The sequence below is a fragment of the Pseudomonas sp. R76 genome (assembly GCF_009834565.1).
Lineage (GTDB): Bacteria > Pseudomonadota > Gammaproteobacteria > Pseudomonadales > Pseudomonadaceae > Aquipseudomonas.
Genome location: NZ_CP019428.1, coordinates 1,907,581 through 1,929,946, shown reverse-complemented (window position 1 = coordinate 1,929,946; position 22,366 = coordinate 1,907,581). Strand labels below are relative to the sequence as shown.

Annotated in this window: 25 protein-coding genes and 1 tRNA gene; 9 read left to right on the top strand and 17 right to left on the bottom strand. The window is 59.6% G+C overall.

Going from position 1 to position 22,366, the window contains the following annotated elements; translation table 11 throughout:
- Nucleotides 1-110 precede the first annotated feature (110 nt).
- Complete coding sequence (locus PspR76_RS08795) at nt 111-1,340, bottom strand: Zn-dependent hydrolase (protein ID WP_159954843.1); 1,230 nt, start codon at nt 1,338-1,340, stop codon at nt 111-113.
- Nucleotides 1,341-1,353: 13 nt separating this feature from the next.
- The gene (locus PspR76_RS08790) at nt 1,354-2,673 is read right to left on the bottom strand and encodes an MFS transporter (RefSeq protein WP_159954842.1); all 1,320 of its coding nucleotides are present in this window, start codon (nt 2,671-2,673) and stop codon (nt 1,354-1,356) included.
- Nucleotides 2,674-2,830: 157 nt separating this feature from the next.
- Here PspR76_RS08790 and PspR76_RS08785 point away from each other — a divergent pair, with 157 nt between their 5' ends.
- From PspR76_RS08785 to PspR76_RS08775, 3 genes are all read left to right on the top strand, one after another.
- The gene (locus PspR76_RS08785) at nt 2,831-3,772 is read left to right on the top strand and encodes a LysR family transcriptional regulator (RefSeq protein WP_159954841.1); all 942 of its coding nucleotides are present in this window, start codon (nt 2,831-2,833) and stop codon (nt 3,770-3,772) included.
- A gap of 112 nt (nt 3,773-3,884) precedes the next feature.
- Nucleotides 3,885-4,706: an SDR family NAD(P)-dependent oxidoreductase gene (locus PspR76_RS08780; protein WP_159954840.1), complete on the top strand. Its 822-nt coding sequence runs from the start codon at nt 3,885-3,887 to the stop codon at nt 4,704-4,706.
- Between the two features lie 17 nt (nt 4,707-4,723).
- Nucleotides 4,724-5,749, top strand: a complete 1,026-nt coding sequence (locus PspR76_RS08775) for an AraC family transcriptional regulator (RefSeq protein ID WP_159954839.1) — start codon at nt 4,724-4,726, stop codon at nt 5,747-5,749.
- A 2-nt stretch (nt 5,750-5,751) separates the two neighbouring features.
- Here the strand turns inward: PspR76_RS08775 and PspR76_RS08770 are convergent, their stop codons facing one another.
- The 5 genes from PspR76_RS08770 to PspR76_RS08750 all read right to left on the bottom strand — a co-directional run bounded on the left by PspR76_RS08770 (nt 5,752) and on the right by PspR76_RS08750 (nt 8,619).
- Nucleotides 5,752-6,519: an anti-sigma factor family protein gene (locus PspR76_RS08770; protein WP_159954838.1), complete on the bottom strand. Its 768-nt coding sequence runs from the start codon at nt 6,517-6,519 to the stop codon at nt 5,752-5,754.
- Entirely contained in the window at nt 6,516-7,013 is a 498-nt protein-coding gene (locus tag PspR76_RS08765; RefSeq protein ID WP_159961367.1) for an RNA polymerase sigma factor, read from the bottom strand. Before PspR76_RS08765 ends, PspR76_RS08770 begins: the two co-directional genes overlap by 4 nt.
- 60 nt (nt 7,014-7,073) lie before the next feature.
- On the bottom strand, nt 7,074-7,625 hold the full coding sequence (locus PspR76_RS08760; protein WP_174245597.1) for a tetratricopeptide repeat protein: 552 nt from the start codon (nt 7,623-7,625) through the stop codon (nt 7,074-7,076).
- Between the two features lie 34 nt (nt 7,626-7,659).
- Nucleotides 7,660-8,217, bottom strand: a complete 558-nt coding sequence (locus tag PspR76_RS08755) for a cytochrome b (protein WP_159954837.1) — start codon at nt 8,215-8,217, stop codon at nt 7,660-7,662.
- Nucleotides 8,218-8,364: 147 nt separating this feature from the next.
- Nucleotides 8,365-8,619 (bottom strand): hypothetical protein, encoded by a 255-nt coding sequence (locus tag PspR76_RS08750; RefSeq protein ID WP_159954836.1) that lies wholly within the window; start codon nt 8,617-8,619, stop codon nt 8,365-8,367.
- A gap of 282 nt (nt 8,620-8,901) precedes the next feature.
- On the opposite strand from PspR76_RS08750, the gene PspR76_RS08745 reads away from it, so the two are divergent.
- The 3 genes from PspR76_RS08745 to PspR76_RS08735 all read left to right on the top strand — a co-directional run bounded on the left by PspR76_RS08745 (nt 8,902) and on the right by PspR76_RS08735 (nt 10,991).
- Nucleotides 8,902-10,128: an MFS transporter gene (locus PspR76_RS08745; RefSeq protein WP_159954835.1), complete on the top strand. Its 1,227-nt coding sequence runs from the start codon at nt 8,902-8,904 to the stop codon at nt 10,126-10,128.
- A 343-nt stretch (nt 10,129-10,471) separates the two neighbouring features.
- A complete protein-coding gene (locus PspR76_RS08740) occupies nt 10,472-10,711 on the top strand; it encodes a type II toxin-antitoxin system RelB/DinJ family antitoxin (protein ID WP_159954834.1) in 240 nt (79 codons plus the stop codon).
- Nucleotides 10,701-10,991 (top strand): type II toxin-antitoxin system RelE family toxin, encoded by a 291-nt coding sequence (locus PspR76_RS08735; RefSeq protein WP_159954833.1) that lies wholly within the window; start codon nt 10,701-10,703, stop codon nt 10,989-10,991. Before PspR76_RS08740 ends, PspR76_RS08735 begins: the two co-directional genes overlap by 11 nt.
- Before the next feature lie 67 nt (nt 10,992-11,058).
- Here PspR76_RS08735 and PspR76_RS08730 read toward each other — a convergent pair.
- From PspR76_RS08730 to dapA, 5 genes are all read right to left on the bottom strand, one after another.
- Nucleotides 11,059-11,148, bottom strand: a tRNA-Ser gene (locus PspR76_RS08730).
- Between the two features lie 83 nt (nt 11,149-11,231).
- On the bottom strand, nt 11,232-11,945 hold the full coding sequence (purC, locus tag PspR76_RS08725; protein ID WP_010212191.1) for a phosphoribosylaminoimidazolesuccinocarboxamide synthase: 714 nt from the start codon (nt 11,943-11,945) through the stop codon (nt 11,232-11,234).
- 27 nt (nt 11,946-11,972) lie between these two features.
- Entirely contained in the window at nt 11,973-12,731 is a 759-nt protein-coding gene (locus PspR76_RS08720) for an MBL fold metallo-hydrolase (protein WP_159954832.1), read from the bottom strand.
- Between the two features lie 4 nt (nt 12,732-12,735).
- Nucleotides 12,736-13,851: an outer membrane protein assembly factor BamC gene (bamC, locus tag PspR76_RS08715; RefSeq protein ID WP_159954831.1), complete on the bottom strand. Its 1,116-nt coding sequence runs from the start codon at nt 13,849-13,851 to the stop codon at nt 12,736-12,738.
- 17 nt (nt 13,852-13,868) lie between these two features.
- Nucleotides 13,869-14,747, bottom strand: coding sequence for a 4-hydroxy-tetrahydrodipicolinate synthase (gene dapA / locus PspR76_RS08710; RefSeq protein ID WP_159954830.1), 879 nt, complete (start codon nt 14,745-14,747; stop codon nt 13,869-13,871).
- Nucleotides 14,748-15,020: 273 nt separating this feature from the next.
- On the opposite strand from dapA, the gene PspR76_RS08705 reads away from it, so the two are divergent.
- Complete coding sequence (locus PspR76_RS08705; RefSeq protein ID WP_003172487.1) at nt 15,021-15,581, top strand: glycine cleavage system protein R; 561 nt, start codon at nt 15,021-15,023, stop codon at nt 15,579-15,581.
- Nucleotides 15,582-15,594: 13 nt separating this feature from the next.
- Nucleotides 15,595-16,068: a peroxiredoxin gene (locus PspR76_RS08700; protein ID WP_159954829.1), complete on the top strand. Its 474-nt coding sequence runs from the start codon at nt 15,595-15,597 to the stop codon at nt 16,066-16,068.
- 118 nt (nt 16,069-16,186) lie between these two features.
- On the opposite strand, the gene PspR76_RS08695 is transcribed toward PspR76_RS08700, so the two are convergent.
- Together PspR76_RS08695 and PspR76_RS08690 are read right to left on the bottom strand one after the other, a co-directional pair.
- Nucleotides 16,187-17,257 carry an AI-2E family transporter gene (locus PspR76_RS08695; protein WP_159954828.1) on the bottom strand — a complete coding sequence of 357 codons (1,071 nt, stop codon included), beginning with the start codon at nt 17,255-17,257 and terminating at the stop codon, nt 16,187-16,189.
- A gap of 31 nt (nt 17,258-17,288) precedes the next feature.
- Nucleotides 17,289-17,528 (bottom strand): sulfurtransferase TusA family protein, encoded by a 240-nt coding sequence (locus PspR76_RS08690; protein WP_159954827.1) that lies wholly within the window; start codon nt 17,526-17,528, stop codon nt 17,289-17,291.
- A 95-nt stretch (nt 17,529-17,623) separates the two neighbouring features.
- On the opposite strand from PspR76_RS08690, the gene PspR76_RS08685 reads away from it, so the two are divergent.
- Nucleotides 17,624-19,057: a M48 family metalloprotease gene (locus PspR76_RS08685; RefSeq protein WP_159954826.1), complete on the top strand. Its 1,434-nt coding sequence runs from the start codon at nt 17,624-17,626 to the stop codon at nt 19,055-19,057.
- A gap of 56 nt (nt 19,058-19,113) precedes the next feature.
- Here the strand turns inward: PspR76_RS08685 and PspR76_RS08680 are convergent, their stop codons facing one another.
- From PspR76_RS08680 to PspR76_RS08670, 3 genes are all read right to left on the bottom strand, one after another.
- Nucleotides 19,114-20,550: a DegQ family serine endoprotease gene (locus PspR76_RS08680; RefSeq protein ID WP_159954825.1), complete on the bottom strand. Its 1,437-nt coding sequence runs from the start codon at nt 20,548-20,550 to the stop codon at nt 19,114-19,116.
- 234 nt (nt 20,551-20,784) lie between these two features.
- Nucleotides 20,785-21,744, bottom strand: a complete 960-nt coding sequence (locus PspR76_RS08675) for a MucB/RseB C-terminal domain-containing protein (protein WP_159954824.1) — start codon at nt 21,742-21,744, stop codon at nt 20,785-20,787.
- A 16-nt stretch (nt 21,745-21,760) separates the two neighbouring features.
- Nucleotides 21,761-22,348, bottom strand: a complete 588-nt coding sequence (locus tag PspR76_RS08670) for a sigma-E factor negative regulatory protein (protein ID WP_003172479.1) — start codon at nt 22,346-22,348, stop codon at nt 21,761-21,763.
- Nucleotides 22,349-22,366: the final 18 nt, after the last annotated feature.

Genomic DNA, 22,366 nt, shown 5'->3' with positions numbered 1-22,366 from the left:
AGGCTCCTGGGTAAACACCGAACCTGTGGGGGCTGGTCTGTCTGAAATACCGCTATCGCAGGCAAGCCAGCTCCCACATTTGATCCCTGTCAGGCTTTAGAGGTGAGTCGTTATTGGCTGTGGCCGGCGCGCATGAGCACAGCGTTAAGCAATACATCGGTGCCTTGGCGCACATCCTCGGGCAATACGTCTTCGGCTTCGTTATGGCTGAGGCCCCCCACACACGGGATGAAAATCATCGCGGTCGGGCAGTACCGCGCCAGGTGAATGGCATCGTGACCGGCACCGCTGACGATGCGTTGCTGGCTGTAGCCCAAGGCATCCACCGAGGCCTGCACGCAGGCGACACACTCGGCATCGAACGGCGTAGCCGGGCTGACCCAATGCGGGCTGATGCTGACCGTCAAGCCGCGCTTTTCGGCAATGGCCTGCAGCCGCGCGCGCACTTGTTGCTCCATGGCTTCGATGTCGGCGTCGCGGTGATGACGCAGGTCGACAGTGAACGTCAGCAACCCCGGAATGGTGTTGCGCGACGACTTGGTGATGCTCAGCTCACCGACGGTGGTCAGGCCTTCGGGGGCGAAATCGGTGGCGAGGTTTTCCAGCGCCTGGATCATTTTTGCCGCGCCATACAGGGCATCTTTGCGCAGTGGCATCGGTGTGGTGCCGGCATGTGCAGCCATGCCTTCGACCCGCACGTCGAGCCAGCGAATCGCCTGGCCGCCGGTGACCACGCCGATGCTGTTGGCGTTGTCTTCAAGGATCGGGCCTTGCTCGATATGGGCTTCAAAATACGCATCCACCGCGCCACCCAACGGGCGTTCGCCGTTATAGCCCGTGGTGCGCAACGCCTCGGCCACACTGATACCGTCGACATCGACCGTCGCGAGCGCCTTGCCCAGCGCCAGGCTGCCGGTGAACACCGCCGAGCCGAGCATGGCCGGGGTGAAACGAGCGCCCTCCTCGTTGGTCCACACGGCAATTTCCAGCGGTTTACGGGTTTGAATGCCTTGGTCGTCGAGGCTGCGGATCACTTCCAGGCCGGCCAATAGACCGTAGACACCATCAAAGCGCCCGCCTTCCGGCTGGGTGTCGAGGTGGCTGCCCATCATGACGGGCGCGGCGTCGCTATCGGTGCCGGCACGCCGGGCAAACAGGTTGCCGATGGCATCCACGCTCAGGCTCAGCCCAGCAGCTTTGCACCAATGGCTGAACAGTTCACGACCTGCTTTGTCTTCGGCACTCAAGGCCAGGCGGCAACTGCCGCCACGTGATGTGGCGCCGATCTCGGCCATGGCCATCAGGCTGGCCCACAGGCGTTGGCCATTAATTTTCAACATTACGCAGTCTCCATCAAACGCTATGGGCCATTTCAAGGCGGTGGGCCGTGGCGTGGCGGCGTGACAACGCCAGTACGCACACCAGCGAGGTCGCCGCGATCAGGCTGTAAAACACTGCCATCGGCCACCATTGGCCCTGGTATTCGTGGGCCAGCCAGGTGCCGATCAACGGCGTCAGGCCACCGGCCAGCGCACCGCACACCTGGTAGGCCAGGGAGATCGCGGTGTAGCGCACGCGGGTTTCAAACAGGCCGCTGACGAAACCTGCGATCACGGCATAAAACGACGCCATGCAGACCACTGCCAGCGCGATACCGAGGATGATCAAAGGCGCCTGGCCACTGCTGACCAGCACGAACATCGGATAAGGCGAGGCCATCGCCAGTACGGTCATGGCGCACAGAAAACGCGTGGCCCCGACTTTTTCGGCGACCCAGGCAGCCAGCGGCTGCACGCAGAATTGAATGATGGCGACGAAGAACAGGCACTCCAGAATCAGCGAGCGCGGCAGGCCCAGTTGCTGAGTGCTGTAGGCAATCATGAAGGTGTTGGTGAAATACACACCGGCAATGCCCAGCGTGTTGGCGCCGATGCACAACAACAGTGGGCGCCAGGCGGTTCTCAGCACTTCGATCACTGGCGCCTGGTCTTTCTTGATCGCCCGCGCCTTCTCGGCGATGGCTTTGTCTTCGAGGAACTCAGGTGATTCGTTGACGCCCAGGCGAATCGCCAAGCCGACGATCAACAACAAAGCGCTGGCCAGGAACGGCAGGCGCCAGCCCCAACTGAGCAGATCCTCTTCCGGCAACCGCGTGACCGCGCTGAACGCCAGCAACGAGAGGATCAAACCGGCCGGGCTACCCAATTGCGCAAACGACGCAAAGAAGTTGCGACGGCCCTTCGGCGCATGCTCGCCGGCCATCAACACCGCCCCGCCCCACTCGCCGCCAACGGCAATGCCTTGCACCACGCGCAGCAAGACCAACAGCACCGGCGCCGCAACGCCGATCTGCGCGTAAGTGGGCAACAGGCCGATGCACACGGTGACCACGCCCATCATCACCAAGGTGATCACGAGGGATTTCTTGCGGCCGATGCGGTCACCGATATGCCCGAACACGATGCCGCCCAGCGGTCGCGCGAAAAAGCCCACGGCGAAGGTGCCGAACGCGGCCATGGTGCTGAACAGCTTGTCGTCGGAAGGGAAAAACAGTTGGCCGAACACCAGCGCGGCAGCGGTGGCGTAGATGTAAAAGTCGTACCACTCGATCATGGTGCCGATAAAAGCGGCGGCCGCAGCACGGCGCGGCTGCGGCGAAGCGGAAGGCTTCATGGGGCGGGCTCCTTTGGTTATTTTTTTGGCAGGAGAAAGTCAAACGCATGCGCTCTGATGGCGCTTGTTAAGGGTGATTTATCGTCCCGGGGCTATGATTAGTCAATTTTCTATTTATTATTCCAATTATAAATCCTGCTTATTATCGAGCTGCGCCATGCCCGAATTCCGCCGCGATGTTCACCCACTGCTCAACGACCGATTGGACTGGAATCTGCTGCGGACTTTCCGTGTTATCGGCCAGGAACTGAGCATCAGCCGCGCTGCCGCGCGCCTGCACCTGACCCAACCGGCGATCAGCCAGGCGCTCAAGCGCCTGGAAGAACAGCTCGGCTGCCAACTCATCGCCCGCCGTGGCCCGCGCTTCGTGCTGACTGAAGCCGGCGAACAGATCTTCGCCATCGCCGGCGAGATGTACGGGCAGGTGTCGCAGATGAGCAATGCCCTGCAAAAACCCGGCGATGAAGTGCTCGGCAAAGTGCGCCTGCTGATGATCAGCCGCATCAACTCGGACACCTTCGACGACTTCCTCGCCGACTTCCACCGCGAGCACCCGCGGGTGGATCTGGAGGTTGAGGTGATGCGCAGCTCCGACATCGTCGCCGCCCTGCTGGAAAAAACCGCAACCCTGGGCCTGAGCCTGAATCGCCGGCCGCAACCACGCCTGGAACAGCACCTGTTCCTGCGCCAGCGTTATGCGTTCTTTTGCGGCAAACACCACGCGCTGTTCGGCCGCAGCGGCTTGGCCGAGGGCGATTTGCAGTCGGAAAATTTCGTCAGTTTTACCAGCGACCAGATTGGCGGGATGCTGTCGCCGCTGACGATCTTTCGTGACCAGCAAGGCTTCAGCGGGCGGATCGTGGCGTCGTCATCGAGCCTGGAGGAAGTACGCCGGCTGGTGATTGCCGGCTACGGTTTGGGCTGCCTGCCGATTCACGTGGTGGCCGAGGATGTGAAGAATGGGCTGCTGTGGCGGCTACCGCCGGATGAAGGGATTGCCGATGTGGATATTCATCTTCTGTGGAATCGGGAGCAGAAGATGAGTCGGGCGGAAACGGTGTTTATCGAGCGGTTGTCTGGGCGGTTGGCGAGTCAATGATTGGCGCCTTTTGCAAGTCACTTGGCGCCTTCCCGCTAGTGTCTGAAAAACACCATTCGACCATCCTTCGTTCACTGGCTGTATCAGCCGTTCCACACGAAGAGGTGTTCACATGTCCAAGATCTGGTTTATCACCGGCAGTTTCCGTGGCCTTGGCCGCGCCATCACCGAGGCGGCCTTGCGCGCGGGTGATCGTGTGGTTGCCACTGCACGCAACCCTCGCCAATTGGATGCGCTGGTCGCCGAATACGGTGATGCGGTTTACCCACTGCAGTTGGATGTAACCAATAACCTGCAGGTCATAGAGGCGGTTGACGCGGCAGTGGCGCATTTTGGTCGCCTGGATGTGGTGGTCAACAACGCGGGTTATGGTGACTTGGCGTCGGTCGAGGATGTGACCCTGGAGGATTTTTCAGCGCAGATCGACACTAACTTTTACGGCGTGGTGCATGTGAGCAAGGCCGTGTTGCCGATCCTGCGCGCCCAGGGCAACGGGCATATCTTTCAGGTATCGTCGTTGGGCGGGCGTATTGGCATGGCCGGCCTGGCGGCGTACCAGAGTGCGAAATGGGCGGTCGGCGGGTTTTCCACAGTGCTGGCGCAGGAGGTAAACCCGCTGGGCGTTCAAGTGACTGTGTTGGAGCCCGGTGGCATGCGCACTGATTGGTCGGGTGCGTCCATGACGATCCCACCGATCAGCGAGCCCTACCAGCAAAGCGTCGGCGCGCTGGTTGAGCTGCTCAACGTTCCTGGCATTCTGCCGACTGGCCCGGAGCGCGTGGCCGAGATCGTGCTTGGGCTGGCCCTGAACAAAGACGCGCCGCTGCGCTTGCTGATCGGTAGCGATGCCGTGCAGTACGCAGCACGGGCGGCGGCAGACCTGGCAGCCTCCGACGAGAAATGGCATGACCTGAGTGTGTCGGCCTCGGATTAAACAAACAAAGGTGGCCCATGTCTGACGCACGCCAAAGCCGTTTCAATATCCCCGACGTTTTCTGGCAAGCCCTGAGGACGATTGGGCTGGAGCCCTCGGCGGTGTTGCGTCAGGCACGGCTCCCCGTGACACTCAATCTTCATGAGCGTAGGGACCGCCGCCAAGTCAGTACCGAAGAATTCTTTCGTCTGTGGCAAGCCATTGGCGTACTCAACCCCGACCCAGCGGCCGGCCTGCTGATGGTCACCCAAATGGACAGCGCCACACTGCCCCCGCCCAGCTTTGCAGCGTTTATAGCCCGCGACTTTCGGGACGGCCTGCACCGGCTCGCCCGCTTCAAGCAACTGTGCACGCCCGAGCGCGTGCAGGTGAGCGAAGATGGCGCTGGCTGCACAGTCACCGTCGATTGGCTGCGTAGCCAGCAGCACCCGCCAACGTTATTGATCGACGCGGCATTTGCGACGTTTACTGAGTTGGGACGCCGCGGCTCCGGGGTGCATATCACGCCGCGCAGTGTTGAATTGGCCCGTCCACAAAGCGGCAATACTGCGCTGGCGGATTTTTTCGGCTGTGCCGTACGGTTCGGCGCGCAGCGTAACGCGCTGGTGTTCGACGCTGCCGATTTAGAACGGCCCTTTTCCAGTCACAACCCTGAGCTGCTGGAAATGCTGAGCCCGGCACTGATCGCGGCATTGGCCGAAGCGACCGCGCCGGCCACGATCAGCCACCAGGTCAAAAGCACCCTCAAGCGCATTCTCGCCAGCGGTCGCCCAGAGATGGTCGAGGTGGCGCGCGAAATGGGCATGAGCGAGCGCACGTTGCAGCGGCGCATTACCGAAGAGGGCAGTAGTTTTCGCCAACTCATGCTGGAAACGCGCCAGGAAGTTGTGCGCCACCTACTGATCGAGCCGACCATCGAAATCGAAGAGATTGCTTGCCTGCTGGGCTATGAAGACACCAACTCGTTTTATCGAGCGTTTCGCGCCTGGGAAGGCACCACGCCGGCGCGCTGGCGAGCGTTGCAAGCGCTGACAACCCACTGAGATCAGGCGGGCAGCCTGCGCTCGACGCTGCTGGCCATGACCTGCAATGCCTCGAAAGAATTTCGACCAATCAGCATAAAACCATGGGACGGGTTGGCCCAATACACCACGTTCATGCCTCGGCGCTGCTCGGTAGCGGCGGGCTGCGTTCCCCTTTTGCTGGCGGTGATGCACAGCGCCAATGGGCCGTGGCGCGGGTCCAGGTAAGTCAGTTGGCCAATCAAGACGCCGTCATAGTCGAGAATTTGCGCGCGCCGGAACTCGGCACCGGGCAAGTTCACGGCGTCAGGGGATAACGGCAGGCCCAGTTGCGCGCCCACTGAGCTGAGTTGGGCGGCATGAGAGGCTGGATCGGCGTTGAGGTTTTCCAGGGTTTCGGGCGTGTACAGCGCCATGTATTCAGCCACCGAGGCACGCCAACCTTGGCCGGACTCTGCTCGTGGCCAGCTCATATACAGGCGGTCGGCAACCACACCCGCCACAGCAAAACTCGCCGCCACAGCCAGGAAACGCCGTCGACTCATGGCTGGCGCTTGCGCAGGTGGCAGGGCTTTGAGCATCGCGTTCAAGCGTTCGGTGGGTGCTTCGTCCAACATCGCGTCAAATGCGGCCTTGAAGGGCAAATCAGCGCACTGCAATTCATCCAGGCGCGCGGCCATAGAGGGGTTTGCCGTTAGCTGATCGGCAATAAGCTGACGCTGCTCAGCATCCAGTTCGCCATCCAGGTAAGCCACCAATAGCTCATCGGACGGTGCGTTAGTCTGAATCATCGCCGTTCTCCACTGGATTTTTCCGGCTGGGCTTTTGCAGGCGCGGTCTCTGCAAGTTTCACGCGAGCGGCCGCCAACCGGCTCATCACGGTCCCCACCGGGATATGCAGTACCTCGGCAATTTCCTTGTAGGAAAGCCCTTCGACATACGCCAGAAACACCGTTTCCCGCTGCGCTTCGGGCAACCCGTTAACGCGCTTGATCACTTGGGCAACCAAGACCTGATCCTGCGCCTGGCGCTCGCCATCGAACGACAATACCTGCTCCGCATCGACAAACCCTTGCCCCTGGCGCACCCGTTGCGAGCGCAGTTCGTTGAGCCAGATGGAATGCATGATCGACAGCAGCCAGCGATCCAACCGCGTGCCGGCCGTGAATTGCCCGGCACGCTCCAGTGCGCGTACGCAGGTGGCTTGCACCAGATCTTCAGCCACATGCTTGTGCCGCGACAACACCCACCCATATCGCCATAAACGCGGCAATAACAGGCCCAACTCGCGACGAAACTCAGCCTCTGTGGTGATAGCCGCCCCCTGCTGGTTCACTCATCGGTTTTACGCCTGGGGCGCAGCTTCGATGGCTTCGGCCAGGTCTTCATATTCTTCGCAGGTGGTGCTGCACAAGGCTTTGATTTTCACCAGTTGCTCTTGCGCCAGATCGACGCGGCCCTTGATCACATAGGCCTCGCCCAGGTACTCGCGAACTTGGGCGTAATTGGGGTCGAGCGCAACTGACTGCAGGTAGTAACCGATGCCTTCATCCGTACGCCCCAATTTGCGCGTGGCGTAGCCACGGTAGTTGAGGGCCTTGGCGGTGTTCGGGTTTTGCAGGGTGTCGAGCAGGGCCAGCGCCTCGTCATAGCGCCCATCTTTTGCCAGGCGGTAGGCGTAATCGGTGCGGTCGGCGTCGGAGGTGGCTTTGCTGGTTTGCAGCACGCATTTGCCGGTCTTGGTATCCCAGACCTGGCTTTTGGGGCAGTTTGGCTTGGGCGGTGCCGATTCATCCCCGGAGGCGTGGGCTTGGCCTGCGAGCAAAGCGGCGGCCAGGCATGCACCGAAGAACAGCGCGGCGCGGTAAGTGATGGGGTGTTCGTGGCGATTCTTCATGGTTGTCATGCTCCGTAACGTCAGGGAGGAAACATCATTTTTGAAACGCATTGCGTGAACCCGCCAGCATGCGGCGCAACGTGCCGTCGCGCAGCACATAGTGATGCCAGAGCGCAGCGCCAGCATGCAGGCCCGCCAGCAGAATGATCGCCCAGGCCACATTGTTATGCAGGCCACCCAAAGTGCCGCGCCATTCGTGGTCAATCACAAAGGGCGCGGGAATGGGGAACAGTCCGAAAAAATTGAAGGGTTCACCTTGAGCCCAGCGAAACAGGAACCCCAACACGATTTGCGACACCAACAACAGGTAAAGGCAACCATGCGCCATTTTCGCCAGCAGGTTAAGCGCTGGGTGACTGTCGGCCTTCAGGCGATTGCCGCCAAACACACGCCACACAATCCGCAGGATGATCAACAGCGCCATCGCAATGCCGAGCGAGATATGCACCGATTGCAGACCCTTGCGCAGTGGTGTGCCCTTTTCGAGGTTTTCCCAGATATGTGCACTGGCAAACATGAAGATCACCACGGCAGCGGTCAGCCAGTGGAAGGTGCGGGTCAGGCGGTCATAGCGATCGGAAGGTGTGTTCATGGGCGTTCCCTGGGTGGTCTGTGGGGTGAACACCACAGCGGGGGAAGTTATTCGGTGAGACGTTAAATTTTTGCAAATCGGCAAACGGAAAAGCCCCGTAGCGGGTTCAGCTACGGGGCCGTTCTACGTTATCGCGGCGTCAGGCGCTTAGTTTGCGCGTTCTTTATTGGCTTGGGAGAGTACCGATGCAGCCAGGGATTTGGTCTGCTCACTGTATTTATCGCTTTGAAGCGCTTTGCCGGCCTTTTCCTCCATCTCGGCGCTGGTCTGCTTATCCGTTCTGCTCTGTGCCAACGCTGAGGCGGCAAGGCTTTTGGCGATCGCGCAGGCATTTGGATCATTCAGGGTTTCAGCGGCCAACGTAGCCATCGTGCCGGAAGTTTTTTTCGTGTTTTTGCTCATGATGCATGTCCTTTGCGGTGTGGGATTTCCTACCTGAAAATTCCTCGAAACCAAGATAGGCAGCCAGCGCGAGAGCCGCAACACGCTGCCTGTAGGCAACGTACGGAAAGGATGTACGAAAGACGAAATTATCCCATAGGGGCGTCGAATCGATTGCACTGATGGTTATTATCGAAACGGTCGCCTGTGTGATTGCCAGAACCGGTTCATATAATCGCCTCCACTTTCCCTGCCCTCGCCTCGCTTGATTTCAAGCGACATTCCCCTATGGAACCCAACACCATGCCAAGCCTCAGCCAGGCCCCCAGTGGCCGCCCTGAACATAATCAACAGAGCGTCAAACAGCAGTGGCTGGCGATTCTCTCAGTCGCCGTGGGTGCCTTCGCCCTGGTGACCAGCGAGTTTCTGCCAGTGGGCGTACTCAACGACGTCGCCAGCGACCTCGGCATCAGCGCCGGTCATGCCGGCCTGATGGTCACACTGCCCGGCATCATGGCCGCCCTCGCCGCCCCGCTGCTGTCTGTGAGCATTGGGGCGATGGACCGCCGCTACCTGCTGATCGGCCTGACACTGATCATGATCATCGCCAACACGGTGGTAGCCTTCGCCAGCGATTTCAGCCTGCTGCTGTTCGGCCGTGTCCTGCTGGGCATCAGCATTGGCGGCTTCTGGGCGACAGCCATTGCGCTCAGCGGGCGCCTGGCCCCCAAGGGCGTGGGCGTAGCGAAGGCGACCTCGATCATCATGATGGGCGTGACCCTGGCCACCGTACTCGGCGTGCCCGTAGGCACCTGGCTCAGTGGCCTGATGGGCTGGCGCATGACCTTCCTGGTCACCGCGCTGGTGGGCGTGCCGGTGTTGCTGGCGCAGGTATTTCTGCTGCCGCGGCTCACACCGGAAAAGGCCATTCAGATCCGTGACCTGCCGGCGTTATTCATCAACCCACAAGCGCGGGTCGGCTTGATCGCCGTGTTGCTGATCGGCCTGGCGCACTTTGCGGCGTACACCTATGTAGCACCGTTCTTCAAAAACAGCTCCGGCTTCGACGGCCCGACGATTGGCTCACTGCTGTTGCTTTATGGTGTGGCCGGGGTGATCGGTAATGTCTTCGCCGGTTTCGCCGCCAACCGCAGCGTGCGCCACACCCTGCTGTTGGTCGCGCTGATGATCGGCACCAGCACCGCCCTGTTCCCCTACTTCGCCACCGAAATGACCGGCGCCGTGATGCTGATCGCACTCTGGGGCTTCGCCTTCGGCGCCTTCCCGGCCTGCGCGAGTATCTGGATGTTTGTCGTAGCGCCCAAGGATGTGGAGCGCGGCATGCCGCTGTTTGTCGCTTTGTTTCAGGTGATTATTGCCCTGGGTTCGTTCTTTGGCGGGCGGATTGTCGATCAGATGGGTAGTGCGGTGTTGTTGAGTTTGGCTACGGCGCTGGTGGGGGCTGGGTTTGTGACGGTGCTGGTGTTGGGGAGGAATGTGAGTAATAGCTTGGTGGTGCAGGCTGGTTGATCAGACAGCAATCACCCAAAAGCCCGCTGAGCATTGAGTTCAGCGGGCTTTTTTAGTTTCAGACACTGGACGTCATTTGCCTGGTCTATCCGATGGGAGACCAAGTTGTTGAAAACGCGCGGTAATGAGTGTTCACATAATGAAGCTTGTGTACCCAAGCCCCTGAGCTAGCCTCAAAAAGATCGCTGGTGTGCTGACACCGGATTCAGGAGCTTCTATGACAAATGGATATTGTGATGCGGTAACACGGGAGTATGCGAACGCCATACATCCCGGCGGGCTTGCCAATAGGCCCCTCTTGATTCAATGTAATGACCAATGTCATTACATGAGAGTCTATCCCATGGCGTCTATAAGTATCCGTATCGATGACGACCTGAAAGCGCGCGCCTATCTCGAATTGGAAAAGCTCGGCGTTACGCCTTCAGAACTGATGCGCCAGGCCCTGCAATACGTAGCGGATCGCGGCCAACTGCCGTTCAAGCCTGTTCTGATGACCGAGGAAGATGAAGCGTTGATGGCCATCGTTCGGGAACGATTGGCATCTCCTCAACGGGTAAAGGTTTCTATAGATGACCTATAGCCTTGATTTCGATGCGCGAGCATTGAAGGAGTGGCAAAAGCTAGGCGACACCCTTCGTCAGCAGCTCAAGAAGAAGCTAGTGGAAATTCTGAAAAACCCACGTATTGAAGCTAATCGCCTGCATGACCTGCCCGACTGCTACAAAATCAAGCTGCGTAGCAGCGGTTACAGGCTGGTTTATCAAGTGATCGATCAGGAAATCACTGTGGTGGTGGTGGCCATCGGTAAGCGGGAACGCGAGCAGGCTTATCGTATAGCGGGCGAACGTTTGAGCGAGTAGAAGAGTTGAAAGCCCGAGAACAAAAAAGCCCCGTAGCTTATTCAGCTACGGGGCTTTTTCTATGTAATGGCGGAGAGATAGGGATTCGAACCCTAGGTACCGGTGAAGGTACAACGGATTTCGAATCCGTCCCATTCGGCCACTCTGGCATCTCTCCAACGGCGCGCATCATAACAGTGTGTTTCGCGGAAGCAAACCCCAAAAGCGATTTTTTTCCGTGCTATCAGATGCTTGCGTCGATTAAAGCGGTACGCCGAGACGATTGGCGACTTCTTCGTAGGCTTCGATGACGTCACCGAGGCCCTGGCGGAAGCGGTCTTTGTCCATCTTCTTCTTGGTGTCTTTGTCCCACAGGCGGCAGCCGTCCGGGCTGAATTCGTCGCCCAGGACGATGGAGCCGTCGTGGAACACGCCGAATTCCAGTTTGAAGTCGACCAGCAGCAGGCCGGCGTCGTCGAACAGCTTGCTCAGCACGTCGTTGACCTTGAGGGACAACTCCTTCATGCGTGCCAGTTGCTCAGCGGTGCCCCAGCCGAATGCCACGACGTGGGATTCGTTGATGAACGGGTCGCCCTTGGCGTCGTCCTTCAGGAACAGTTCAAACGTGTAAGGGTTGAGCTTGAGGCCCTCTTCCACGCCCAGGCGCTTGACCAGGCTGCCGGCGGCGTAGTTACGCACGACGCATTCAACCGGGATCATGTCGAGCTTCTTGACCAGGCACTCGTTGTCGCCCAGCAGTTTGTCGAATTGGGTCGGGATGCCGGCCGCTTCGAGTTTCTGCATGATGAAGGCGTTGAACTTGTTGTTCACCATGCCTTTGCGATCAAGTTGTTCGATGCGCTTGCCGTCGAACGCCGACGTGTCGTTGCGAAACAGCAGGATCAGGCGGTTGGCGTCGTCGGTCTTGTATACCGACTTGGCTTTGCCGCGGTAGAGTTCTTCACGTTTTTCCATGATGGGCTCCGCTTGCTAAAGGGTGGGCTAGGCGATGTGTCGCCAATCTAGCCCTGAATCTTGATCGGCCAGTTGCAGCCAGTCCGGGTCGCACCCGAGGGTATCGACAAAACATTGCCGGGCCAGCTGCGGCAGGTTGTTCTTGCTGCTCAGGTGGGCCAGGACCAAGTGTTGCAAGTCTTGCCAGCCCAACTCATACACCAGGTACGCCGCCTGGTGGTTGTTCAAATGTCCGAGCTCGCCGCCCACCCGCTGCTTGAGAAAGTACGGGTAATGACCACGCGCCAGCAGGTCTCGACAGTGGTTGGACTCGATCATCAATGCATCGAGGTCGCGGTAACCGTCCAGCACCCTGGAGCAGTAGGAACCCAGGTCGGTGAGCACGCCGAAACGCCGCTCACCGTCACTGAAAACGTACTGCGTAGGCTCCTGGGCGTCGTGCGCCACGGCAATCACATCGATGCTCAACGCACCAATCTGCAGCTGTTCGCCACCGGCCAGGAAACCTGCGGGTTCTATGGGTTTGCGCATCCCGCGCAATGTGCCGCGACTCAGGTACACCGGAAGATTGTAGCGCCGAGACAGCAAACCCACGCCATGCACGTGGTCGGCATGTTCGTGGGTCACTAGAATCGCGCTCAGCTGCGTGGGGTGAACCCCCAGGCGCAGCAGGCGCCGCTCGGTTTCTTTTAACGAGAAACCACAATCCACCAGCACGTACGTGTCGTCGTGGGCGACCAGCGTGCCGTTCCCTTGGCTACCGCTGCCGAGAACGGCAAAACGCATCGGATCAGCCCAGGTTGTCCTGAATCACGCCCAACACTTTGCGCGCTGTTTCAGCTGGCGCAACGGTGTTGATGTTTTTCTCGACGGTGACTTGTACGCTTTCGCCAACCTTGCTCAAACGAACCTGGTAACGCTCGGCACGGGTTTCGATCTCTTCCTTGGTCGGCTTGCTGCCGAACAATTTGCCGAAGAAACCTGGCTCGTCGTCTTTCTTCTCAGCCTTTTCAGCCACGTTGATGTAGTACAGGCCCAGACTGCGGTTGATGTCTTCAACTCGCCAAGGGCCCTTCTCCAACGCGCGGCCAACACTGGCCCAGGCGCGGTCGAGGTCTTCACCCAGGTTCAGCACGACGTTGCCGCTGCCGTCTTCGGTGAGGCTGACGCGGTTAGGCGTGTCGTAATCACGCGCGGCGAGCAGGGAAACCGAACCGCCCTTCTCGGAGATACGGCTCATGCTGGCCAGCATCTCGTCGACCAACGCGGCGTCTACGCCCATGTTGACCGAACGCGGGGTGAAGTCGACGTTAGCGGTGCTGCCGGCAGGACGCTCGGCGCTGACTACATAGACTTCACTGGTGTTGCGCTGCACGCCTGGCTCGATGCGCACACGCACACGAGCTTCGTTATCGGCGGCTACACCACCGGCCTGCAGACGCTGAGCCATGTTGGCGGACAATTCGCTACCACGCTGCCATGCAGTGGTGAACTCACCGGTCTGCGGGCGTTGCTGGTCGATGCGGAAACCGTTGTCCTGGAAGAACTGCAGCGCCACTGGCCAGACTTCGGCAGGTGGGCGCTGGGCGATGATCCAGCGGTTGTCGCCGCTCTTCTGCAGGCTGTAGTCGCTGGCGTCCGCCACTGCCGAGATCGGCTGCGGACGCGGCACCACGTACTCACCCTTGGTGGTGTCGTCGGCGACGTTGCGCGGGATAGGCAGCAACGGGTCAAGGCGCTTGGCGACATTGACGTCCGGCGGCAGTTGCATCGGTTTGGTTGCTTGTGCTTCCAGGTAATCGCTGCCGCGGTCACGGAAGTAACCATCCGGGCCCCAAATCCAACCGCAGCCACTGGTGCTGGAGATAATCAAGGCAAGTGCGGAAAGTCCGGCCAATCGCTTCATGCGTAGTGCTTCCTCAATTAAACCAGGACGCCGGACTGGCGCAGGGCCTGTCGCAGCGGTTCGTGACAGGCTTCGCTGAGCCGGGTGAGCGGCAGACGGATACCGTCCGGCATCAGGCCCATCTCAAACAGCGCCCATTTCACGGGAATAGGGTTGGATTCGATAAACAGTGTTTTGTTGAGCGGCATCAGCTTCTCGTGGATCGCGCGAGCAGTCACCGCATCGCCGGCGATGGCGGCGGCGCACAGCTCGCTCATGGCGCGCGGGGCGACGTTGGCGGTCACGGAGATGTTGCCTTTGCCACCCAGCAGGATCAGCTCGACCGCCGTTGCGTCGTCACCGGAATACACCAGGAAGTCGCTGCTCACGCCGGCCAGGATGTCCTTGGCGCGCTGCAGGTCGCCAGTGGCTTCCTTGATGCCGATGATGTTCGGCACGGTGGACAGGCGGATCACGGTCTCGGCCTTCATGTCGCACGCAGTACGGCCAGGCACGTTGTAGAGGATCTGCGGGATATCAACGGCTTCGGCAATGGTGCGAAAGTGCTGGAACAGGCCTTCCTGGGTCGGCTTGTTGTAGTACGGGGTCACCAGCAGGCAGGCATCGGCGCCGGCTTTCTTGGCGTTTTTGGTCAGCTCGATCGCTTCACGCGTCGAGTTGGCGCCCGTACCGGCGATCACGGCAATACGGCCCGCGACGCGCTTGACCACGAATTCGATCACCTGGATGTGTTCTTCCACATCAAGTGTGGCCGACTCACCCGTGGTGCCGACCGCCACAATGGCGTTGGTGCCCTCTTGCAGGTGGAAGTCCACCAGTTTGCCCAGGCTATCCCAGTCGAGATGACCTTGTGCATCCATGGGTGTGACCAGTGCCACCATACTGCCCGCAATCATGCAACCGCTCCTGCCGGAAAAAGAGAGCCGTAATGGTACTGGCGCCAAGATGCTTGTACAAGCGAAGTACCGCCTGAGGATGCGTTCTGAGCCAACTAAACGACGGGCAATGCCATCATTGGGCCAAAGCGTGCCTTGAAGCACGCTGAAATCAGACCGATCACGCAATGAAAACGCCACCTCCTATCCCTTGGCGACGGTTTTCGCTACCCTTCATCCTTTGATCGATACAGCCCTCACCGTATCGACCGCTCATCGTTTTAGGAAGGCTGCATGTCCACCCCCACAGTTCGCGAACAATTCCTTGTTATCAGTGCCCTCGGCGCCAACCCCATGGAGCTGACTAACGTCCTGTGCCGCGCCAGCCATGAAAACCGCTGCGCCGTCGTGACCTCCCGCCTCACTCGCCACGGCGAATGCAGCGCGCTGGTGCTGCAGATTTCCGGCACCTGGGACGCCTTGGCGCGCCTGGAGACTGGCCTGCCAGGCCTGGCCAAGAAGCACGATTTCACCGTTAACGTGGTGCGCAGCGCCGCGCTGGAGAACCGCCCACAGGCGCTGCCGTATGTGGCGTATGTCAGCTCGGCCTACCGCTCGGACATCGTCAATGAGCTGTGCCAGTTCTTTATCGACCACAACGTCGAGCTGGAAAACCTGACCTGCGACACCTACCAGGCGCCGCAAACCGGCGGCACCATGCTCAACGCCACGTTCACCGTGACCTTGCCGGCCGGCGTACAGATCAGTTGGCTGCGTGACCAGTTCCTGGATTTCGCCGATGCCCTGAACCTCGACGCACTGATCGAGCCATGGCGCCCACAGAACCCAATGTAAGAAGGAAGCACTCATGCCGGTAGCCATCGACAAACCCGTGGCCGATTTCGAAGCCCAGGCCACCAGCGGCCAGACCTTCAGCCTCGCTGCCCTCAAGGGCAAGCAAGTGGTGATCTACTTCTACCCCAAGGACAGCACCCCGGGCTGCACCACCGAAGGCCAGGGTTTTCGTGACCAATACGCAGCGTTCAAGGCCGCCGACACCGAAGTGTTTGGCGTGTCCCGCGACAGCGTGAAGTCCCACGAAAACTTCAAGGGCAAGCAGGAATTCCCCTTCGAGCTGATCAGCGACAAGGACGAAGCCGTTTGCCAGCTGTTTGATGTGATCAAGCTGAAGAAGCTGTATGGCAAGGAATACCTGGGCGTGGATCGCAGCACCTTTTTGATCGACAAAAAGGGTGTGCTGCGCCAGGAATGGCGTGGTGTGAAAGTGCCGGGCCATGTGGATGCCGTGTTGGCAGCGGCGCAGGCGTTGAACAAGGCCTGATTTGCCCTGGAGCGAGCTTGTGTGGCGAGCTTGCTCGCGCTGGAGTGCGTAGCGCTCCCATCTTTTTTTTGGGGGCCGCTACGCAGCCCAGCGGGAGTAAACTCCCTCGCCACAGGTGTTACAACAAAGGCGCCACCACCGGCTCTTGTCGCGGCCACGCATCCAGTACCGCCTTGAACAGCGTCGCCAAGGGGATTGCAAAGAACACCCCCCAAAAACCCCATAGCCCACCAAACAACAACACCGCACAGATGATCGCTACCGGGTGCAGATTGACCGCCTCCGAGAACAGCAGCGGCACCAGCACGTTGCCGTCCAGGGTCTGGATAATGCCGTAAACCGCCATCAGGTAGATGAACTGATCACTCCAACCCCACTGGAACAACGCGATCAACATCACCGGCACCGTCACCACTACCGCGCCGACATACGGCACCACCACCGACACACCCACCAGCAACGCCAGCAGCGCTGCGTAGTTCAGCCCGAGCGCAACGAACGCGATGTAGGTAACGCCGCCGCAGATAACAATCTCAATGACCTTGCCACGGATGTAATTGGCGATCTGCCGGTTCATTTCCTCAGCCACACGGGTGATCAGTGCCCGCTCGCGTGGCAGGTAACCGCTGACCCAGCGGCCAATCATTGCGCGGTCTTTGAGGAAGAAGAACACCAGGATCGGCACCAGCACCAGGTAGATCATGATGTTGACCAGCAGTGGCAAACTGGACAGGGAAAAAGTCAGCGCCCATTGCCCGAACTTTCCGATCTCACCGCGCGCCACTTCGATGGCCTGTAATACCTGCTCGTCCGACACCAGGTGCGGATAGCGTTCCGGCAGCAACAGCAACAGCGATTGCCACTTGGCGAGCATGCCCGGCAGCTCGTTAAACAGGGTGATCAACTGATGCCACAGCAACGGCAACACCACCACGATGAACACCACCAGCAGGCCAATGAACAAGGCAAACACCAGCCCCACCGCCACCCCGCCCGGCAAGCGCAACCGCTCCAGCGTGGTGACCAGGCCCTGCATCAGGTACGCCAACACCATCCCCGCCAACACGGGTGCCAACATGCCGCCCAAGGTGAGCACGGCGGTAAAGGCCAGGAACAGCAGGACCGCCAGCACCACAGCTTCTTCATCGGAGAAGTAGCGCTGAATCCAGTCTCGTAACACTTTGAACATCAATCAACCTCAGGTGGTGGGGGCAAACGGTTCAGGCCTTGCGCAACCAGTAACGGTACACACCGGCAGCGTCTTCTTCGTGTAACAGGGTATGCCCGGCCAACTTGGCGAATGTGCGGAAATCGCGCTGCGAGCCTGCGTCCGTGGCGATCACCTTGAGCACGCAACCGCTGGCCAACCGGTTGAGTTCCAGCTTGGCCTTGAGCAGCGGCAATGGGCAATTGAGGCCGCTGGCGTCGAGTTCGGCATCAAAGGCTACAGCGTCGGTCATGGTTTTACTCCGGGCAAGCGTTTCGGGTGCTTAGAATATCTGGTCCGAAGCTCAGTGTCCGGCTACAGTAAGCTCTTTGTCGAAAGGCTTTGTGCATGACTTTTTTGCGCCCTACCCTGCTGACGCTGGCTTGCCTGCTGGCCTCTCCGGCCTTCGCTGACGACCTGCCGTCACTCGGCGACGCCAGTTCTGCCATTGTCTCGCCACAACAGGAATACCAACTCGGCCGCGCGTGGCTGGCCTACCTGCGCGGCCAGGTCTCGCAACTCAATGACCCACAGCTTAAGGATTACGTCGAAACCAGCGTGTACAAACTGGTGGAGACCAGCCAGGTCAATGACCGGCGCCTGGAGTTCATCCTGATCAACAGCCCGCAGCTCAACGCCTTTGCCGCCCCTGGCGGGATTGTCGGGGTCAACGGCGGCCTGTTTCTCAATGCCCAGACCGAAGGCGAGTACGCCTCGGTACTCGCCCACGAATTGGCGCACTTGTCCCAGCGCCACTTTGCCCGGGGCGTGGAAGCGCAGTCGCGCATGCAAATCCCGATGATGGCCGCTTTGCTCGGCGGCATTATCGCGGCGGCGGCGGGCGCGGGTGATGCCGGTATCGCCGCAATTGCCGGCAGCCAGGCAGCAGCGATCCAGGAACAACGTCGCTTCTCCCGCCAGAACGAACAGGAGGCTGACCGTATCGGCATCCTCAACCTGGAAAAGGCCGGGTACGACCCGCGCTCCATGCCGACCATGTTCGAACGCCTGATGCGCCAATACCGTTTCGACGCCAAGCCGCCGGAATTTTTGCTGACTCACCCGGTTACCGAATCACGGATCGCCGATACGCGTAACCGCGCCGAGCAAGCCAAACCGGGTGGCAAGGAAGACAGCCTGCGCTATCAACTGATTCGGGCGCGGGTACAGTTGCAATACGAAGACACGCCGGGCCTCGCCGCAAAACGTTTCCAGGCGCAGCTGGACGAGAACCCGAAAAACGATGTGGCGCGCTATGGTTTGGCCATCGCCCAGATCAAGGGCACGCAACTCAAGGAAGCACGGGAAAGCCTGGCGCCCCTGCTGGCTAAAGCACCCAACGACATCACTTACAACTTGGCGCAGATCGAACTGGACATCACCAGCAACCGCTTGCCGGATGCCCAGCAACGTACCGACCGAATGCTTACCCAATACCCCGGCAACTATCCGCTGAATCAGGTGCGGGTGGACTTGCTGCTCAAGCAGAACCGCACCGCCGATGCGGAAAAGGCCCTGGATGCGCTGCTCAAATCCCGCCCAGATGACCCCGACGTCTGGTATCAGGTCGCCGAAACGCGCGGGCTGTCCGGCAATATCATCGGCTTGCATCAAGCCCGCGCCGAGTACTTTGCATTGGTGGGCGACTTCCAGCAGGCCATTCAGCAACTGGATTTTGCCAAGCGCCGTGCGGGCAACAACTTCCCACTGTCCTCACGTATCGACGCGCGCCAACGTGAGTTGATCGAACAGCAACGGCTGGTAAAAGGGATGATGAGCTAAACCCATCGCCCACAAAAAAGCCCCGCTTTCGCGGGGCTTTTTATTGTTCCAGCAGATTACTCGGCCAGCTTGAAGGTGATGAAGCTCGCACGCCCTTGACGCAACACGCGCATCGAAACCGAACGGTTCTTCGGCAGCGCCTTGGCGATGTCGGTGAACTGCTTGGTGGTGTCGATGGCCTGATTGTTCAGGTGAGTGATCACGTCACCTGGCTGCAGGCCAATCAGAGAGGCAGGGCCGTCCTGCACTTCCTTGATCACCACGCCGCTTTTAAGGTCGAAGCTCTTCTTCTGCTCATCAGTCAGCTCGGCCACGGCGATGCCCAGGCGGTTGCTGCTACGCTCGGCACCCGGCTTGGCGTTACCCAGGGCATCCAGGGTGGCGCCCTCTTCCGGGATCGCACCCACGGTCAGCTCAACGGTCTGGCGCTTGCCTTCACGAATCACTTCCAGCTTGGCTTTGCTGCCTGCCTTGAGTGCGCCTACCAAGTGTGGAAGGTCCGCCGACATGATGATCGGCTGGCCATTCATGCTCAGGATCACGTCACCGACTTGCAGGCCACCTTTGGCAGCCGGGCCGTCGTCCTGGATCTGCGCGACCAGGGCACCGGCCGGTTTATCGAGGCCGAAGGACTCAGCCAGGTCCTTGTTCACTTCCTGGATCACTACACCCAACCAGCCACGGCTGACCTTGCCACCGCTTTTCAGCTGGTTGGAAACGTCCATGGCCACGTCGATCGGGATGGCGAAGGAAACGCCCATGAAGCCACCGGAACGGGTATAGATCTGCGAGTTGATACCGACCACTTCGCCCGCCAGGTTGAACAACGGACCACCGGAGTTACCCGGGTTAATCGGCACGTCGGTCTGGATGAACGGTACGTAGTTTTCGTTTGGCAGGCTGCGGCCGATGGCGCTGACGATGCCTTGGGTGACGGTATGGTCGAAACCGAACGGTGAACCGATCGCGACTACCCACTGCCCGGCTTTAAGGTCCTGGGATTTACCCAGTTTCAAAACCGGCAGATCTTTGCCTTCGATTTTCAGCAAGGCCACATCGGAACGCGGGTCGGTGCCGACGAGCTTGGCTTTCAGTTCACTGCGGTCAGCCAGGCGCACGAGGATCTCGTCAGCGTCGGCAATGACGTGGTTGTTGGTGAGGATGTAGCCATCGGGGGAAATGATGAAGCCCGACCCCAGGGACTGCGCTTCACGCTGCCCACCGCCACCACGCGGGGAACGCTGTTGCGGCATGCCACGCTCGAAGAACTCGCGCAACATCGGCGGCAAGCCTTCCAGGTCCGGCATCTGCTGGTTCGAGACTTTGCGATCCGGCAGTTTCTGCGTGGTACTGATGTTCACCACGGCAGGCGAGGCCTGCTCCACCAGTTGGGTGAAGTCAGGCAGCTCGGCCGCTTGCGCGGACACGGCCTGACCCAGCACCAATACCGTGGCGACTATGGATAGGTAAGACTTCAAACGTGGTATCGACATACAGCTCCCGTTACGACGAGCAGGGTTGAGCGACAGGGTTCAAGAAACGCCGAAAACTGCGACCGACATCTTTGTTCCGCGAACAAAACAAGGCCAGAGCCGACAAGCCCTGACCTATAAAAAACATGGGGATTTTTTGCAAGTGAAAATAATGATCCAGAGATTTCATGCTCTCAGCACCCAACCCGGCATAGGCGCAGATTGAAAGGTCAGGATGAACATAGGATTAACAACTCACGGCTTGGCGGCTGTCTTTTCGCCGCGTACGGAGAGCGCAATGCGCTCGGCGGTGCCGATGGGAATTTCGCCGACCACCGTCACCATAACTTCGCCATCGACGGTGTTCAAACGGCGCGAAACGGCGACGGTTGGGCCCAGCTGTGTGCGGGTTTCACTTACGCTCGCGCCGTCGGTTGACTCAAGGAACACCGAGAAACGTGCAAGGCCATCGTCATACATCAAGCTGTCGACGGTGGACTTGGTCTGGGTGTCTTTACGCGCAATGCTACTGGTGAGTTGGAAACCAGGAGGCAACCAATCCAGGTGCCACGCATGGGTGGCGGGTACTTCTGGCGCTTTACTCTGCGAAACGGCGACAGGCGTGCATTCGCTGCTGGGCTGCAAGTCGCGATCGGAGGGCGCTGGCGAAGTGGTCAGTCGAGTGAACTGAAAACGCTCCAGCAACTGGCCTTGGTCGTTGAGCAACAAGGATTTCAGCGGCAGCGCGGTTTCACGATCTACGTGCAACTCAAAGCCGTATCGATATTGATCGCGCGGCGTGATCGACACAATCACCGCATTACGACCGGCCACGCGCGATTTGCCAATGACGGCCAACTCGTAGAATTGAGTGAGTTTTTGCGGATCAAGTGCGCGCGACGGCGCATCAGGGGAATTACCCAGGCCAGCGACCAAAGTGCCACTGACGCATTGCGTCCGGCCATTTACGCGCACAACCTCTTGCGCCGAGCCATCGAGCTGCAAAAGCCGCTCTCGGACTTGACCGTCCTGGACACGATGCCAGATGTCATGGGTAGAAAAACTGCCGTTACGTTCGTAGACGAACGTACCTTGAAAGCTTTGCTGCTGCTCTGCACGCCCAAGTCGAGTCAGCCAGTCTTGGGCTTCGTCGGCATGGGCGGATAGTGCAAAACAACCACTGAGCAAAAGCGTAAGGAGCGGTATGGCGCGCATAGGGCTCCTTAACGGTTTAGCGGTTTTCCAGACTTGCTGCACGAGCGTATGGCAGCGCGCTTTCAGTGCCTTTCAAAGCCGATTCCTGTGCGTGTTGGCGCAGGTAGCCTGGAAGACGCTGATCCTGCCAGCCGGATTGCCCTTGAAGTACACCATTAGCCATAGGGCCGGTAGTGTCAGAGCTTTCCTTGTAGCCAGCCAGTACAGCAGGGCCTTTGACTTGCGGACCGGCCATTACCGGTTGCTGAGTCTGTTGGGCCAGTTCGGCACCGGCGATTTCGTCCTGGTTATACAGGCGAACACCGGCCAACACAGCAACGGTCACCGAGGCAGCCACTGCCAAACGACCCAGGCTACGCCATGGACCGCGAGCAGCTTTTGCCGGAACGGCTTCATCAGCCAGCGCAGCAGAAACGGCCGCAGCAATATCCAGACGAGGGATTAGAAGATCCTTGTGCATCACCGCCCGAGCGACTTGGTAACGAGACCAGGTATCACGGGTTTCGGCATCATCAAATGCGTTAAGCACTCGACGAAGTTCCAGTTCATCCGCTTCGTTATCCATCACTGCGGACAGCGATTCCTGCAGGGCATCACGACTCATGGCGGTTCCTCTCTTGGC

Bases quoted from the DNA above. Each gene is read 5' to 3' on its own strand.
- PspR76_RS08795 (WP_159954843.1), bottom strand. From the start codon at position 1,340: ATGTTGAAAATTAATGGCCAACGCCTGTGGGCCAGCCTGATGGCCATG.
- PspR76_RS08790 (WP_159954842.1), bottom strand. From the start codon at position 2,673: ATGAAGCCTTCCGCTTCGCCGCAGCCGCGCCGTGCTGCGGCCGCCGCT.
- PspR76_RS08785 (WP_159954841.1), top strand. From the start codon at position 2,831: ATGCCCGAATTCCGCCGCGATGTTCACCCACTGCTCAACGACCGATTG.
- PspR76_RS08780 (WP_159954840.1), top strand. From the start codon at position 3,885: ATGTCCAAGATCTGGTTTATCACCGGCAGTTTCCGTGGCCTTGGCCGC.
- PspR76_RS08775 (WP_159954839.1), top strand. From the start codon at position 4,724: ATGTCTGACGCACGCCAAAGCCGTTTCAATATCCCCGACGTTTTCTGG.
- PspR76_RS08770 (WP_159954838.1), bottom strand. From the start codon at position 6,519: ATGATTCAGACTAACGCACCGTCCGATGAGCTATTGGTGGCTTACCTG.
- PspR76_RS08760 (WP_174245597.1), bottom strand. From the start codon at position 7,625: ATGAAGAATCGCCACGAACACCCCATCACTTACCGCGCCGCGCTGTTC.
- PspR76_RS08755 (WP_159954837.1), bottom strand. From the start codon at position 8,217: ATGAACACACCTTCCGATCGCTATGACCGCCTGACCCGCACCTTCCAC.
- PspR76_RS08750 (WP_159954836.1), bottom strand. From the start codon at position 8,619: ATGAGCAAAAACACGAAAAAAACTTCCGGCACGATGGCTACGTTGGCC.
- PspR76_RS08745 (WP_159954835.1), top strand. From the start codon at position 8,902: ATGCCAAGCCTCAGCCAGGCCCCCAGTGGCCGCCCTGAACATAATCAA.
- PspR76_RS08740 (WP_159954834.1), top strand. From the start codon at position 10,472: ATGGCGTCTATAAGTATCCGTATCGATGACGACCTGAAAGCGCGCGCC.
- PspR76_RS08735 (WP_159954833.1), top strand. From the start codon at position 10,701: ATGACCTATAGCCTTGATTTCGATGCGCGAGCATTGAAGGAGTGGCAA.
- purC (WP_010212191.1), bottom strand. From the start codon at position 11,945: ATGGAAAAACGTGAAGAACTCTACCGCGGCAAAGCCAAGTCGGTATAC.
- PspR76_RS08720 (WP_159954832.1), bottom strand. From the start codon at position 12,731: ATGCGTTTTGCCGTTCTCGGCAGCGGTAGCCAAGGGAACGGCACGCTG.
- bamC (WP_159954831.1), bottom strand. From the start codon at position 13,851: ATGAAGCGATTGGCCGGACTTTCCGCACTTGCCTTGATTATCTCCAGC.
- dapA (WP_159954830.1), bottom strand. From the start codon at position 14,747: ATGATTGCGGGCAGTATGGTGGCACTGGTCACACCCATGGATGCACAA.
- PspR76_RS08705 (WP_003172487.1), top strand. From the start codon at position 15,021: ATGTCCACCCCCACAGTTCGCGAACAATTCCTTGTTATCAGTGCCCTC.
- PspR76_RS08700 (WP_159954829.1), top strand. From the start codon at position 15,595: ATGCCGGTAGCCATCGACAAACCCGTGGCCGATTTCGAAGCCCAGGCC.
- PspR76_RS08695 (WP_159954828.1), bottom strand. From the start codon at position 17,257: ATGTTCAAAGTGTTACGAGACTGGATTCAGCGCTACTTCTCCGATGAA.
- PspR76_RS08690 (WP_159954827.1), bottom strand. From the start codon at position 17,528: ATGACCGACGCTGTAGCCTTTGATGCCGAACTCGACGCCAGCGGCCTC.
- PspR76_RS08685 (WP_159954826.1), top strand. From the start codon at position 17,624: ATGACTTTTTTGCGCCCTACCCTGCTGACGCTGGCTTGCCTGCTGGCC.
- PspR76_RS08680 (WP_159954825.1), bottom strand. From the start codon at position 20,550: ATGTCGATACCACGTTTGAAGTCTTACCTATCCATAGTCGCCACGGTA.
- PspR76_RS08675 (WP_159954824.1), bottom strand. From the start codon at position 21,744: ATGCGCGCCATACCGCTCCTTACGCTTTTGCTCAGTGGTTGTTTTGCA.
- PspR76_RS08670 (WP_003172479.1), bottom strand. From the start codon at position 22,348: ATGAGTCGTGATGCCCTGCAGGAATCGCTGTCCGCAGTGATGGATAAC.